The organism is Streptomyces sp. NPDC056373 (assembly GCF_042262425.1).
Lineage (GTDB): Bacteria > Actinomycetota > Actinomycetes > Streptomycetales > Streptomycetaceae > Streptomyces.
In genome coordinates, this window is sequence record NZ_JBHJPX010000018.1 from 87,671 (window position 1) to 101,492 (window position 13,822).

Annotated in this window: 14 protein-coding genes and 2 pseudogenes; 8 read left to right on the forward strand and 8 right to left on the reverse strand. The window is 71.9% G+C overall.

Going from position 1 to position 13,822, the window contains the following annotated elements; translation table 11 throughout:
• Nucleotides 1–328 precede the first annotated feature (328 nt).
• Entirely contained in the window at nucleotides 329–1,012 is a 684-nt protein-coding gene (locus ACFCXS_RS32540; protein ID WP_376646946.1) for a response regulator, read from the reverse strand.
• Between the two features lie 2 nt (nucleotides 1,013–1,014).
• Nucleotides 1,015–1,968 (reverse strand): sensor histidine kinase, encoded by a 954-nt coding sequence (locus ACFCXS_RS32545; protein ID WP_376647031.1) that lies wholly within the window; start codon nucleotides 1,966–1,968, stop codon nucleotides 1,015–1,017.
• Nucleotides 1,969–2,335: 367 nt separating this feature from the next.
• Between ACFCXS_RS32545 and ACFCXS_RS32550 the strand changes: the two genes are divergently transcribed.
• The 4 genes from ACFCXS_RS32550 to ACFCXS_RS32565 all read left to right on the forward strand — a co-directional run bounded on the left by ACFCXS_RS32550 (nucleotide 2,336) and on the right by ACFCXS_RS32565 (nucleotide 4,562).
• Nucleotides 2,336–2,647 carry a TraR/DksA family transcriptional regulator gene (locus ACFCXS_RS32550; RefSeq protein WP_376646947.1) on the forward strand — a complete coding sequence of 104 codons (312 nt, stop codon included), beginning with the start codon at nucleotides 2,336–2,338 and terminating at the stop codon, nucleotides 2,645–2,647.
• Nucleotides 2,648–2,690: 43 nt separating this feature from the next.
• A complete protein-coding gene (locus tag ACFCXS_RS32555; protein ID WP_376646948.1) occupies nucleotides 2,691–3,065 on the forward strand; it encodes a TraR/DksA family transcriptional regulator in 375 nt (124 codons plus the stop codon).
• The gene (locus ACFCXS_RS32560; RefSeq protein WP_376646949.1) at nucleotides 3,062–3,886 is read left to right on the forward strand and encodes a rod shape-determining protein; all 825 of its coding nucleotides are present in this window, start codon (nucleotides 3,062–3,064) and stop codon (nucleotides 3,884–3,886) included. The genes ACFCXS_RS32555 and ACFCXS_RS32560 overlap by 4 nt, the downstream gene beginning before the upstream one ends.
• Before the next feature lie 64 nt (nucleotides 3,887–3,950).
• Nucleotides 3,951–4,562: a hypothetical protein gene (locus ACFCXS_RS32565; RefSeq protein ID WP_376646950.1), complete on the forward strand. Its 612-nt coding sequence runs from the start codon at nucleotides 3,951–3,953 to the stop codon at nucleotides 4,560–4,562.
• A gap of 77 nt (nucleotides 4,563–4,639) precedes the next feature.
• Here ACFCXS_RS32565 and ACFCXS_RS32570 read toward each other — a convergent pair whose 3' ends face one another.
• Nucleotides 4,640–6,097, reverse strand: a complete 1,458-nt coding sequence (locus ACFCXS_RS32570; protein WP_376646951.1) for a hypothetical protein — start codon at nucleotides 6,095–6,097, stop codon at nucleotides 4,640–4,642.
• A 268-nt stretch (nucleotides 6,098–6,365) separates the two neighbouring features.
• On the opposite strand from ACFCXS_RS32570, the gene ACFCXS_RS32575 reads away from it, so the two are divergent.
• Together ACFCXS_RS32575 and ACFCXS_RS32580 are read left to right on the forward strand one after the other, a co-directional pair.
• On the forward strand, nucleotides 6,366–6,929 hold the full coding sequence (locus ACFCXS_RS32575) for a snapalysin family zinc-dependent metalloprotease (protein ID WP_376646952.1): 564 nt from the start codon (nucleotides 6,366–6,368) through the stop codon (nucleotides 6,927–6,929).
• A 371-nt stretch (nucleotides 6,930–7,300) separates the two neighbouring features.
• Nucleotides 7,301–7,819, forward strand: a complete 519-nt coding sequence (locus ACFCXS_RS32580; protein ID WP_376646953.1) for a hypothetical protein — start codon at nucleotides 7,301–7,303, stop codon at nucleotides 7,817–7,819.
• Between the two features lie 109 nt (nucleotides 7,820–7,928).
• Here ACFCXS_RS32580 and ACFCXS_RS32585 read toward each other — a convergent pair whose 3' ends face one another.
• Complete coding sequence (locus ACFCXS_RS32585) at nucleotides 7,929–8,636, reverse strand: 2-phosphosulfolactate phosphatase (protein WP_376646954.1); 708 nt, start codon at nucleotides 8,634–8,636, stop codon at nucleotides 7,929–7,931.
• Nucleotides 8,637–8,711: 75 nt separating this feature from the next.
• Here ACFCXS_RS32585 and ACFCXS_RS32590 point away from each other — a divergent pair.
• Nucleotides 8,712–9,401 (forward strand): annotated as a pseudogene (locus ACFCXS_RS32590) (FAD-binding oxidoreductase); the annotation flags it as partial.
• A gap of 1 nt (nucleotide 9,402) precedes the next feature.
• Nucleotides 9,403–10,857, forward strand: a pseudogene (locus ACFCXS_RS32595) (enolase C-terminal domain-like protein); the annotation flags it as partial.
• A 12-nt stretch (nucleotides 10,858–10,869) separates the two neighbouring features.
• On the opposite strand, the gene ACFCXS_RS32600 reads toward ACFCXS_RS32595, so the two are convergent.
• The 4 genes from ACFCXS_RS32600 to ACFCXS_RS32615 form a co-directional block, all read right to left on the reverse strand.
• Nucleotides 10,870–11,058: a hypothetical protein gene (locus ACFCXS_RS32600; RefSeq protein WP_376646955.1), complete on the reverse strand. Its 189-nt coding sequence runs from the start codon at nucleotides 11,056–11,058 to the stop codon at nucleotides 10,870–10,872.
• 134 nt (nucleotides 11,059–11,192) lie between these two features.
• On the reverse strand, nucleotides 11,193–11,762 hold the full coding sequence (locus tag ACFCXS_RS32605; RefSeq protein ID WP_376646956.1) for a dihydrofolate reductase family protein: 570 nt from the start codon (nucleotides 11,760–11,762) through the stop codon (nucleotides 11,193–11,195).
• 78 nt (nucleotides 11,763–11,840) lie between these two features.
• Entirely contained in the window at nucleotides 11,841–12,287 is a 447-nt protein-coding gene (locus ACFCXS_RS32610) for an SHOCT domain-containing protein (RefSeq protein ID WP_376646957.1), read from the reverse strand.
• Nucleotides 12,288–12,411: 124 nt separating this feature from the next.
• Nucleotides 12,412–13,770: a hypothetical protein gene (locus tag ACFCXS_RS32615; RefSeq protein WP_376646958.1), complete on the reverse strand. Its 1,359-nt coding sequence runs from the start codon at nucleotides 13,768–13,770 to the stop codon at nucleotides 12,412–12,414.
• Nucleotides 13,771–13,822: the final 52 nt, after the last annotated feature.

Genomic DNA, 13,822 nt, shown 5'->3' on the forward strand with positions numbered 1-13,822 from the left:
GGAGGTGACCCGGCGCTGTGCATGTCCCGTCGTACCGGAGACCGTCCGCCGATGTGCACGCCCCTACGCACAGGGGGTGGCCCGGCGCCGGGCGCGTTACGTCGTGACGGAGGTGGCCGGCCGACGTGAGGTGGGCGGACGGGCCCGTGCCCGGTGCACCGGGCGGTGGGGTGGCGAGGCCGAGGACGGCCAGCACCGCCACGACCACCGCGAGCACCGCGCCGACGGGGGAGCGGAGCCGAGTGGCGCCGACGACGGGCGCTGTGCGCACGGTGTGGTGCACCGTTCCCCCCTCCCTCGCGATGTACGGACCGGGCCCGGATTCGGGTCAGGCCTCGATCAGCCCGGCACGGATGGCGTAGCGGGTGAGGTCGAGCCGGTCGCGCAGGCCGAGTTTCTGCAGCAGGTTGGCGCGGTGCCGCTGGACGGTCTTGATGCTGATGAACAGCAGGTCCGCGATCTCCTTGGACGAGTGGCCCTCGGCGACCAGCTTGAGGACCTCCTCCTCCCGGGGAGTGAGGATCTGGTCGGGTGTTTCCTGACCGTGGCGGGCCCGGTCGAGGTAGTTGCGGATCAGGGCGGTGACCGCGCCCGGGTACAGGAAGGGCTCGTCCCGCATCGCGGCCCGGCAGGCGGCGACCAGGTCCCGGTCGGCGACCGACTTCAGCACGTACCCGCTCGCGCCCGCCTTCAGAGCCTGGAAGAAGTACTGCTCGTTGTCGTGCATGGTGAGCATCAGGATCCGCAGGCCCGGTTCGAGAGCGGCCAGTTCGCGGGCCGCCTGCAGGCCGGTCAGGCGCGGCATGGCGATGTCGAGCACGGCCAGGTCGACGTCGTGGGTGCGGGCCAGCTCGATGGCCTCGGCCCCGTCACCGGCCTCGGCGACCACGTGGAGGTCCGGTTGCTGATCGAGGATCAGCCGCACACCGCGGCGGACCAGCGCGTGGTCGTCGGCGAGCAGGATGCGAATCGCGCCTGGTTCCGCCGGGGCGGGCGTGGTGGTGTCGGGCATGGTCAGGGCTGCTTCCTTGCGACGGGCGCGGTGAGCTGAACGCGGGTGCCGGCCCGGGGCGCCGGGGTGATCTCCAGGGTGCCGCCGACGAGCAGGGCGCGTTCGCGCATGCCGCGGATGCCGGCGCCTTCGCGGGGCGCCTCGATACCGCTGCCGTCGTCGGTCACCGTCAGCACCACGCCGTCGTCGGCGCGCTGCAGGGCGACGGTGACCCGCCGGGCGTCCGCATGGCGGGCGACGTTGGTCAGCGACTCCTGCGCGACGCGGTAGAGGACCAGCTCCGACTCCGGCTCCAGCGCGGGCAGGTCGGCGTCGAAGCGGCGGGTGACCAGCAGCCCGGTGTGGGTGGCGAAGTCCTCACTGAGCGAGGTCAGCGCGCTGACCAGGCCCAGATCGTCCAGCACCCCCGGCCGCAGCCGGCGCACCAGCCGGCGTACCTCGTCCAGGCTCTCCCGGGTGATCTCCTGCAATTCCTGCAGCTCCCCCCGCAGCGGCTCCGGGGCGTCGTCCGCCGAGCGCTTGAGGCCCAGCAGGATCGCGGTCATGCTCTGGCCGACCTCGTCGTGCAGTTCCTGAGCGATGCGGCGGCGTTCCCCCTCCTGGGCCAGCAGGGCCCGGGTGCTGCTGGCGACCCTCTCCTGCTCCAGCCGCTCCAGCATGGCGTTGAACGTACGGATCAGCTCCGCGACCCCGCCACCGCCGGAAGCGGGCAGGCGCTGGCCGGGCCGCAGCAGGTCCACGGTCGTCATCAGCTTGGTGAGCCGGTCCAGGGGAGCCAGGCCGAACCGCAGCAGCGCGGCGTTCGCGACGAGCATCACGGCCAGACCGCCGACCAGGATGACCGCCTCGGTCAGCAGCACCGGCACGGACACGGTCACCGGAGCCCACAGCAGCAAGGCCGTGGCCGTACCGAGCACCACGGCGTTGAGCGCGAAAATCCGCCAGAACAAGGACACCGTCACGGTCCCTGCGCCTCCCCTTCCGAAACCCGGGTCTCACCTCCACAGTCGGCCATCGCGGGGCCCGCCGCCTTCGCGGCACGGGCACTGAGCAAGCCTTTCGATCAGGCTGCCCCTTCCCCACGCGTCCCGTCCATGGGACCTGACCCCCATTTCCCCGGGCACGCGGCACCCAGGGCTCGGCCCCGTGGGTCCCCCGTCCCGCCGCAAATGGGTTCCGCGCCCGATGGGTATCCGGCGCGGGCCGGGCCAAGGTGGAGAGCACACGACCACCCGACAGCGAACGGGCGGCCCGGCAACGCCGCCGGGCCGCCCGCCGCGCATGACCGATCCGCGCACGCGCCGCCGAGAAAAGGAACCGACCATGTCGCTCGATGTCCCCCGGGCCGAACCCCACCCGCACGAGGCCCGCCGGCACCTGGAACACGCCCGCACCTCCCGGCTGGCCCAGCTGCGAGCCCTCGACGAGAGCGAGCGCGGCCCGGAGGACCACCTGCTGTCCGCGCAGAAGACCGCGATGCGGCGGGTCCTCGGAGAGATCGAGGAGGCCTTCATCCGCATCGACGACGGCACCTACGGAATCTGCGTGGGCTGTGCGAAGCCCGTCCCCGCCGAACGCCTCGAGATCCTGCCCTACACCCGCCACTGCGTCGCTTGCCGGCGCCGCACCGCCTGACCCGTCCGTACCGACCTCCAACGCCCTGCCGCAAAGGGGTGACGTGGTGAACCACCAGACCATCGACGAGAGCACGACGCAGCTGTCGGCCGAGGACCTCGCCGCGCTGCGAGAGAACCTCCACGAGCAGCGCCTGTTCCGGCAGGAGCAACTGCGCCTGCTGGCCGGGCCGGTCACCTCCCGGACCGAGGACCGGCTCCGGCAACGGGCCGCCGCGCAGATCGAGGTCCGCGTGAAACTCGCCGCCTCCGCCCGCATGGTCCTCACCGACGTCGAAGCGGCCCTCGCCCGCATGAACGAGGGGAGCTACGGCCTCTGCCACCTGTGCCGGCGCCGGGTCGAACGGGAACGGCTCATGATCGTGCCGCAGGCCCGCTACTGCGGCCGCTGCCAGCAGGTCAAGGAGGCACAGCCATGAACGCCCCGCACGGCCTGCCCGGTGACGTCGCCCGTCACCGGCCGTGGCCCCTGTGCAGGCGCTGCTGCGGCATCGCGCTGGACATGGGCAGCGCCCGCACCCGCGTCTGGATCGCCGGCAAGGGCACGGTCGTCGACGTACCCACCGTCACCTTCCCCGGCGCCGGTGCGATCCATCCCGTCCAGCGCGGCACCATCGTCGACGCTCCTGGCTGTGGCCGGATGCTGCGGCGACTGCTCGGCCACCGGCTGCCCCGGTTCACCCGCCCCATGGTCATCGTCACCACACCCGTACTCGACGGCGTCGCCTACCGCACCGGGGCCCGCGCCGCCGTCGAGGTGCTGCGTCCCCGCAGCGTCCTGACCGTGCCCAGCGCCCGCGGCATCGCCCTGGCCGCCGACGCCGACATGTCGCGGCCGCTGGTGGTGGTGGACATCGGAGCCCACCTCACCGAGGCGGTGCTGCTGTGCGACGGCGCCGTCACCGACGCGCACCGGACGGCCGTGGGCACCAGCGACCTCGGTGAGACGACCATGCCCGAGCAGATCGTCGAAGCGGTGGCCGCGATGCTGACCGCGATCCGCCGCCAGGACCGCGCCTCCCTCACCGCCGGTGCCCTGCGGCGCGGTGTTCTCCTGGCCGGCGGTGGAGCCCTGCGACCCGAGATCACCTTCGCCCTCACGGCCCGGCTGAAGACACCGCTGCGCATCGTCCCGGCTCCGCACACCGCGGCCGTCCGGGGTGCCGCCAGGTTCCTGCAAGCCGCCCACACCCACCCCTCGACCGCGGCGCCCCCGCCACCCGCCGCCCACCCCCGCTAGGCCGCGCACGTCCTCGCACCGGGTCGGCGCCCCCCTGCGCCGTTTCCACGCCGAAAGGAGGACCATGCCCGGCCAGATGTCCCTGCCCCCACCACTGCCGCCGCGGGAGCTGCCCCGGGTCATGTTCTGGCGCCTGCGGCGCAACCCCCTGCGCCGCCGCAGCGACGTGGTCCAGGCATGGCTCGGCGTCGGTCTGACCCTGGTGCTGCCGGCGGCCACCCCTCTCGCCCTGTTCCTCGTCGGTGACGCCGCCCATCGCCACTACGCCCGCGCCGCCGAGCACCAGGCAGCGACCCGCCACCGGACCACCGCCGTTCTCGTCGAGGACGCCCGTAGTCATCCCGAGCCCGGCTCGGCCGAGGCGAAGCGGACCCTCTATCCGACCGAGGTCCGATTCACCGACCCCCAGGGACGCACCCGTACGGCGCACGCCGATGCCCAGCCGGCTCTGCCCAAGGGCAGCACCCTCCGCGTCTGGGCCGGTACTGACGGGAAGCTCACCGACCCACCCCTGAGCCCCGATCAGATCCGCAGCCGTGCCATGGGCTGTGCCCTGATCGCCGTTCTCGGCGTGCATGCCGCGGCAGCCGTCGCCTACGGCACTGCCCACCGCGTCATCCAGCACCGCAACCTGGCGGAGTGGGAGTCCGCCTGGGCCGAAACGGCCCCAGGCTGAACGGATTCCAACTGCGGGGTGGTGCTCCTCCACGACGCGACCGACTCGCAGATGGCCTTCCTGCGGACGCAGCGCGCTCACTTCCGTCCAGTCCCATGAGGCGCACCCGGGTGTGCTGACATCTCATCAAGTTCGCTCGGAAGTGCTCGTGGGATGTCCAGGACGTCGAGGTGGCGGTGCATGACCGCTGCCGGGAGGCCGGGGTTGCTCAGGGCCCGGCCGGAGAGTTCCGGGTCGTCGCAGCTCTTCAGGATGAGGTCGACGGGCAGGGCGGGGTGTGCCGCGGCCGTGCCACGCACGCGTGCGTCGGGATCCGCGAGCAGCCGGACCACCACGTCGGCCGGAGCGTGCGGGTCGAGTCCCACCAGGCACCTCTTCTCCGGGTCCGGGTCGTCGGCGAAGCGCCGCCCGGCGTCGGTGCGCGGAAAGTTGGCGTGGCCGAGCAGGCCGCCCTTGGTGATGACCCGGCAGTCCAGGTAGGTCTGCAGCACGACCTCGCCGTCCACGGTCGACTGGTTCTCGCACAGCAGGAGCCGCACGGCGTGGTCGTCGTCCCGCGAGAGCAGTTCGACGGCGTCTGCGGGCAGGTGTGGGCTGTAGGCGGCGCTGCGGCGCAGCAGGACGTTGGCCGACCGGGCGCACCGGCGCAGCACGTCGGGATCGGCGCACAGCCGCACCCATTCGACGGGATGCAGCCGGTCCGACGCGCTGATGGTGATGTCGACGGCGTCACGTTCGCTCTCCGTCAGCTCGGGCCGGACCGACACGGCCAGCCTGACGCTGTGCGCGTCGTCGTCGGCCAGCCTGCGGACGATGTGCACGGGCAGGTGGGGGTTGGCCGCCAGTTCGCGCCGGTCCGACTCGTCGCCGGCCGCGAGCCGTTCGGCGGTCGCCGTGCTCAGGGCCCCGGACCGGATCACCTGCTGCCGGAGCAAGGGATCGAGGTCCGCGTCGAGCAGCAGGTCGGTGCAGCGCGCGTCGTCGCGGCACGCCTCCCGCATGGCTGCCCGGAGCACCTCCTCCACGGGGTCCTGGAGGAGGCGGTCGCGGACGTCCTGGGAGAGCGCGGCCCACTCGCGGCACGCAGCCCTCCGCAGGTGCGCGTCCTGGTGGTCGGCGAGAAGGGCGACCAGTTCGGGAGCGGTGTGCCGGGAGTCGGCCGCGCTGCGGCGGACCCGTGCGTCCTCGTCGGCGAGCAGACGCCGCTGGACGACCGCCGGAAGCGGCTCCACGGGTACGCGGAACCAGTCGGGGCCGTAGGCCAGGGCCTCGCGCACCCGTGCGTCGGGATCGTCGACGAGCCGGGCGCGCTGCTCCGGCGTCACCGAGGGGTTCTCGGCGAGCGTCGAGCGCAGCCTGTGATCGGGATGTACGACGATCGCGTCGACCACCTCGTCCGGCAGCACGCGCCAGGCCAGCGTGCCCCAGGCGGCGATGGCCTGCTCCGAGAGCAGCCTGACCAGTACGTCGACCGGTGCCGCCGGGTTCCGCGCGATGGCATGGAGCGTCTCACGGTCAGGACACGTGTCGCACATGATTCCCCCTGTTCGCCTGCGGATGACGCAGGCCCGCAGATTGTGCTGGTGACGTGCGTACGAGGTCAACGCCGGTGGGCACACGCGCCCCTGGCTGCGGTGATCCCCGTGGCTCCGGCGGCGCTGGGAACTGACCACCGGCCGGCTGTTCATCGCCATCGGTGTCTCGGTGGCGGCCGTCGTCTGAGGATTCAGGGACGACCCCGTTGGGCAATGGGCTAGGGAATGTCATGAGCACGACTGCCCTTCCCCCACAAGGAGGTCGATCATGCACGTCCGTATGCTGACCGGCGGTCTCGCCGCTGCCTGTCTGGTGACCGTTTCCCTGACGGGCGGTCAGGCCACGGCCGCTGTCCCCTCGACGGCCGACGGGCTTCCGGCCGCCCGTGTCGTGACCTACGACGCGAGCGGCTCCGCGGAGTTCAGAAGTGCCGTCGACCGGGGCGCGGCGATCTGGAACGAGAGTGTCGACGCCGTCGAGTTGCGGCCCGTAGCGGCCGGGCAACGCGCGAACATACGGGTCATCGCGGACAACGGCTGGCCGCGGGCCCTGCCCACCACGCTGGGCAACGGCACCGTCTACATCGGGCGCCAGGCCGTCGACCAGGGCTACAACACGATCCGCATCTCGGCACACGAACTCGGGCACATCCTGGGCCTGCCGGATCGCAAGCCCGGACCGTGCTCGAGCCTGATGTCCGGCTCCACCGCGGGCACGTCGTGCGCGAACCCTTACCCGAACGCGGCGGAGAAGGCGGAGGTCGAGGGGAACTTCGGCGGCGCACTCACCGGAGGAGCCCAGGTGGCGCATGCCGGGGTGATCGTGGACTGACGCGGAAACTGCACTCGTTCGGAGAAGGCCCGGCGCCTCGCGGGACGGCTCGCCCTCGAGCGGCGGCGGTGACAGCGCCGACGGTTCCCCTGCCGGAATGCGGTACGGCGGGGGAACCGGACGCGTCGCGAAGTGCGGTTCCCCGACGGGAGCTTCGCGGTACCGCTCCGGCCGCGCACGCACCAGCACGGTCGGTCCGCGCAGGTTCCGCAGCGGGGGCGCCCCTTCGCGGCCCGCCACCGGTTCACGGCAACGCCCCGTCAGGTCCGGCGTGGAAGCAACGGGTGTGCACCCTCGGAAGGCATGCTGGATGCGGTGACCGGCGTACGCGTGTCGCGGCTGTGGTGAGGACCGCGGGTGAGGGGCATCAGGTGGTGGACGACCGTGGAGCGGATGCGCCGCCTGACGTGGAGGCCGGTGTACTGGCCGACCGGCTGAAGGAGCGGATCTACGCGACCATCACGATGATCGCCGTGGTGGTCGGTCTGTCCCTCGGTGAGGTGGGCGCCCTCGGCGCCGTCGCCACCGTCCTCACGACCGCACTGGGCCTGTGGCTCGCCGCGTTCGTCGCCGACCAGCAGGCGCACCGTACCGTCCACCGCCGCCTCGCCACGGGCCATGAGCTGCGCCGCATGCTGTACGTCAGCAGCCCGCTCCTGTCGTGTGCCGTGGGCCCGGCCGTACTGATCGCGCTGGCCGCGCTGGACGTCCTCTCCTTGGACGCCGCGTTGTCGGCAGCGGCGGGAGTGTGCGTGGTGTCCCTCTTCCTGTGGGGCTGTCTGGGCGGGCTGCGCATGGGCGGCGGCGTGTTGGCGGCGGTGGTGGCGGGCGTGCTGGACGCCGCGATCGGCGTGGCGGTGGCCCTGGTGAAGGCAGCCGCCGGGCACTGACGGTGCGATGGCTCGTCCCGGATGCCCGGGCCCGCCGGTACGCCGGGCAACGCCTCGCCGGACGGGAGCCGTGAGCGTCGACCGACCCGCTCGGCCGGTGGGGGAGCGATCAGATCGAGAGCCCGTCGGCCGGCGAAGGCACGGCACACGGGCGGAGGACCATGAGCGAGTCTTCCAGGGCCGCCACCATGGCAAAGGGGAACCGGTCGAGCTCGATACAGAGAGCGAGGTCATCGGGATGGACGCCTTGACGCACGCCCTGCGCCAGCTCGGCGGCGGCGCGCGAACGCCCGGCGCGGCGGAGGTAGGCGGCTGCGTCCGTCCCCGCTTCGACGGTTCTGCGGGCGATGTACTGAGCGCACGCCAGATCCTCATCGGCCCGCCCGCCTTCGCCCGTGACCACGAACGTGACGCCGTCGCCGTCACCGGTGCGGGTCCGCAGAAGCCGAGCCGTCGCCTCCGCCACGACGAACCCGGCGCACAGCACCAGTGAGGCCTCCTTGACCGCGAGGGCGCCGACCGTCCCGGCCGTCGTCTTCTGCACGACGGTGCGTCCGCCCAGGTCGAGAGACCGCAGCAGACCGGGGGAGTTGACGGTGTCGAAGCCCGGAGCGGGCGGACCGTCCTTGAGCGCGATCCAGTCCGGGTGCCGGGCCTTGAGCGCGAGGGCTTCGTCCAGTGACTCGGCGAGAGCGATCCGCTCCGCCCCTTGGCCGAAGGCCCACGCGGCAACCGTGAAGGCGCGCATGACGTCGACCACGACGGCCACGGAGGGGACTTCGGCCAGCTCGGCGATGCCGACGAAACGAGCTTCCACAGGGCCATGATCGCGCATGCCCGGCCGACGGATGCCGCCACCCCGGACCAGCAGAACCATGAACCGTCACCGCAACTGCATCACGCCAAGGGCCGTGCATCGAGAGAAGAGCGGGCTGTCGCGTGGCCAACATCAACGAGTGCCTCGACACCAATCGGTTCGCCGAGGCGGCCGGTCACGCCCGCCGGGCCGGGCCCTCGGTGTCTAGGCCCTCTCGCCTTCCGGCCGGCTGAACCCGCTCCGAGGAGCGCCGGGCGGGGCGGGGCTGAGCGGATCGTCGACGAGGCCTGCGATGCGGCGCACCTGGTCGACGGGGTCCACGGCCATCTCTTCCGCAGCCCGACCAAGTACTGCCACGCCCTGGTCTCGGTGGACCCCGACGCGCGCACCTGCGTCGTGGAGCCGGGGATCGTCCTGGACGAACTCAACCGGCAACTTTCCGGACACAAGCTGCAGTTCGGCCCGAAACCGTCCACCCACAGCCACTGCGCGCTGGGCGGCATGATCGGCAACAACTCCTGCGGGGCCTCGGCACAGGCCTACGGCAAGACCGTGGACAACGTCCGCCGGCTGGAGGTCCTCACGTACGACGGCACCCGTATGTGGGTCGGGCCCACGTCCGAGGCCGAACGGGCACGGATCATCGCCGAGGGCGGGCGCCGGGCCGACATCCACCTCGGTCCGGAGCGCATCGTCTCCGAGTACCTGGCGGACATCCGCACGGGGTACCCCCGGATCCCGCGCCGGGTCTCGGGCTACAACCTCGCAACTGCCCAACGTGCTCGACCGGGCCATGCGCACCGCTATGGCGCGCCGCTCGGTGACGGCCGTCATCATCCCGGCCGACGTGCAGGAACTTGACTACTCCGCCCCGGGGCACGCCTTCAAGATGGTGCCCTCCAGCCTCGGCATGTCCCACTACGCCCCGGTGCCCGCGGAATCCGACATCGAGCGCGCCGCCGAGGTGCTGAACGCGGGGGAGAAGGTCGCCCTGCTCATCGGCCAGGGCGCTCGCGGGGCCCGCCAGGAGGTCATGGAGGTCGCCGACCGGCTGGGCGCCGGCGTGGCCAAGGCGCTCCTCGGCAAGGACGCGCTCGACGACGACCTCCCCTATGTCACCGGCGCGATCGGCCTGCTGGGCACCCGCCCGTCGTACGAGCTGATGCAGGACTGCGACACCCTGCTGGTCATCGGATCCAGCTTCCCCTACACGCAGTTCATGCCGGAGTTCGGCCAGGCGCGGGCCGTCCAGATCGACATCGACCCGCACATGGTCGGCCTGCGCTACCCGTTCGAGGTCAACCTCGTCGGTGACGCCCGCGCGACCCTGCAGCGGCTGCTGCCGCACCTGCGGCCGGCCGAGCACGACGGCCGGCGCAAGAAGATCGAGAAGAACACCGCCCGCTGGCGGGAGGTCATGGAACGGCGCGCCGCGGTGGACGCCGAACCGATCAACCCGGAGTACGTGGCCCACACGCTGAACGGCCTGCTGCCCGAGAACGTCGTCCTGGCCGCCGACTCCGGTTCCGCCGCCAACTGGTACGCGCGCCACCTGAGGTTGCGCGGCGACATGCGCGGCTCGCTCTCCGGCACGCTCGCCACCATGGGGCCCGGAGTCCCCTACGTGATCGGGGCGAAGTTCGCCCACGGCGACCGCCCCGCCATCGCCCTCGTGGGCGACGGGGCCACCGCCCTGTTCGTGGACGCCAACGGAGGCTACGACGCCAAACAGGCCGTCCGGGTCGCTCGCGCGTTGGCCGACGAGGGCGTGAGCTGGTTCGAGGAGCCGGTCTCCTCCGACCGTCTCGGCACCCTCGCGCGCATCCGCGACCAGGTCATGATCGACGTGGCCGCCGGCGAGTACGGCTACACCCTGCCGTACTTCGAGCACATGCTCGCCGCCGGCGCCGTCGACTGCCTGCAGGCGGACATCACCCGGTGCGGCGGCATCACGGTCTGGCTGCGTGCCGCGGCTCTCGCCCAGGGCCGCGGCCTGGAGATCTCCGGTCACCGTGCTCCCCATGCCCACGCGCATGCCGCCGCGGCGGTGCCCAATCTGCGCCACCTGGAGTGGTTCCATGACCATGTCCGCATCGAACGCATCCTGTTCGACGGCGTCCTCGACCCCCGAGGCGGCAGCATCGGCCCTGGCGGCACAGCCGAGCCCGGCCTGGGCCTGACCTTGAACACGGAGCGCGCAGAGCGGTACCGGGTGGGCTGACGGGGACGGAAGCTAGCCGCGCCGGTCGACCAGGCGGCCGAACGAGGTCATGCACGACGGGCAGTGGCGATCCGTCTCCACCGGCTTCGCCGCGCCCGGTTCGAGTGGCAGGCCGCACAGGGCCACGGTTCCGTTCTTGGCCTTCACGTGCCAGACGAAGGTCGTGCCGGGCTCGTCGAGGCCGGGGCACATCTCGTACATGGTTCCCCCATGGGACGGACGACTCTCCGACCAGGACATCGCATCCGCGGCCGCTGCACAGCGCGGGGGCGGCTGTTCGGGTGAACCGATCGGCAGCCGGAGGGGGAGGAGGCGCCTGTGCGGCCGGCGGGGCGTCAGTCCTGGCGCACCACCCGGTGCCGGTGGTAGACGACTCCCGAACCGAACGTGCGGGACTCGACCAGTTCGAGATCGACCCGGCGTTCGTGCTGCGGGAAGTACGGGGTGCCCCCGCCGACCAGCACGGGGTAGACCATGGTCCGGTACTCGTCGATCAGATCCGACGCGGCCGCCTCGGCGGCGAGAGTCGCGCCGCCGATCGCGATGTCGTCCTCCGCCGGCTCGGCACGCGACCGTTCGATCTCCGTCGCCAGGTTCCCGGACAGCAGGCGGGCGTTGCCCCGCACCGTCGACAGCGTCCTGGAGAACACCACCTTCGGCAGCGGGTTCCACAGCGCGGTCCACTCGCGTTGCGCGTCGTCCAGCGTCTGATCCTGGTCGGCGGTCTCCCAGTACAGCATCGTCTCGTACAGCCGTCGCCCCAGCAGATGGACACCGACCCCACGGATCTCGTCGATCCAGAAGCGGAAGACCTCCTCGTCGGGTACCGACCAGTCGAAGCCGCCGTCCGGCCCGACGATGTAGCCGTCGAGTGAGACGTTCATCGAGTAGGTCACGCTGCGCATCGGGGGTCCTCCTCGCTCACGGGGCTCGACCGTACGACGTCCCGGTGCGCTGCCGCGGGCTGTGCGCGCGGCGCGTCATCATCCTCCCGACTGCCCGGCCGGGGCATGTCCCGTCAGGACGAGTTCCTTCGCCCTGCGGTACTCGTCGTCCGTGATGGCACCGCTGTCGCGGATCTCGGACAGTCGGGCGAGCTCGTCGACACTGCTGGACCGGCCCTCACTGCCCGCTGCTTGCCTGATGCGGGCGTCGAAGGCCTCCTGCTGTGCTCGGGCCTGCGCCATCTCACGGCGACCCATGTTCTTGCCGCGGGCGATGACGTAGACGAACACGCCCAGGAAGGGCAGCACGACGGTCAACACCAGCCAGCCGGCCTTGGCCCAGCCGCTCAGGTCGTCGTCTCGGAAGATGTCGACCACCACACGGAAGAGCAGGATGAACCACATGATCCACAGGAAGAACAGGAGCATGCTCCAGAAGACGCTCAACAGGGGATAGTCGTAGGCCAGATACGTCTGCGCGCTCATCTCTCTCCTCCGTCCCGACGCCCGCCGGGCCACCGGCGGGTGCTGCCTTCAGCCTGATCCGGAAAGACCCGATCGACCTCACCCGGCGTGGGTGAGCGTGCGGCAGCCCGGTCACGGTCATGGATCACGAAACTGTCAGCTGCTCGGCCGGGTCCGCCTCGGGCCCGTCCGGTCCGGCGGCGGACGCGAGGATCGCCGATACGATCAGGACGGCCAGAGCGACACCGACGACGAGCGCCACGGCTCCGACGGTGGGGTGGTTCCAGAACACCAGGGCCAGAGCCGCGGCCGCCATCACCCCACCCGTGATCCACCGCTGATGGCCGGCCAGCCGACGTCCCACGGCACCCGTGCGCATTCCCGCGCTCTCGAGCGCCCTGCCGGTGGCCGTCGTACCCCGGTCCGCCGCCGCCCGCACGCCACGGGCGACGCGTCCCGGACCGTACAGGTACGCCAGCAGCGCGGTGATCACCGAGACGACCAGCAAGGTGAGGGTGCTGTCGCGCAGGAAGCGGACGAACGTGTCGTAGATGGTCGCGGCCGCGTCGGCGGGCAGCGCCGCGGGCGGGACCGAGTCCAGATAGACGCGCCGGACCAGGGCCAGCACGACGAGCAGCCCCACCATCATCACACCGACACCCGTGGCGGTGATCATCAGCATCACCCGGTGTGCGGGAGCGGCCCAGACGGCGAGCGCGGCCAGCACGACGGTGAGGACGGGCAGCCACGTGCCGATGACGTCCAGCAGCCGCATCGCGTCCTGTGCCTTGCCCAGCTGCTCGGTCTCGAACAGGGTGACCGTGCGATCCGTGTCCGGGATGGCGGCGGCCTTCTCGAAGCCCGCGTCCACGAGCCGCTGCTGCACCTGGTCGACGACTGCTCCCACATCCAGCTGGACGGTGCCGTTCACGGCCTCCACGGCACCCTCGCGGTCACCGGTGAGCATGTTCACCACGGCGGCGTGGGAACGCCGGTTCGCGCCCTCCCACACCTGCTGGAAGGTGTCGCTGGTGATCACGCTCGTGACCGTGCGGTCCACCGCGGTCCTGACCGCGTTGCGCAGCGGGCCCTCGAGGGACTCGGCGCCGGCGATGACGCGGGGCGGTGCCCCCGCGTCGCGAAGGGTCTTGACGAGCGAGTCCGTCACCGCCTGGACGTCGACGTTCTCCACCACGCGGTCCGTGATCCGGTTGATGACGACGTCCTGCACGGGTGGCGCGGACGCCAGCGGTGCGACGGTCGCCACGTACCTGTCCGTGTCCGAGACCGTGTCGTGGACCCAGGCCGCGACGACGGCCAGGGGCGCCAGCAGCAGGGCCGACAGGAGCAGGACCACCGATCCGGCGCGCCGTGCCCGCCGGTGACGTACGGCCGCGTGGCGGCGCAGCCGCTCGTACTCCGCTCGTTCCTCGTCGGTCATGACGTGCCGCGCGTGCGCGCCGTCGGCGGAGTGCGGGGAGTTCGGGGTTGCGGCCGGGTTCATGGGTGCGCCTTTCCGCGTGGTGCCGCGTGCGCGCCGCCCCGGGCGCTGCGGT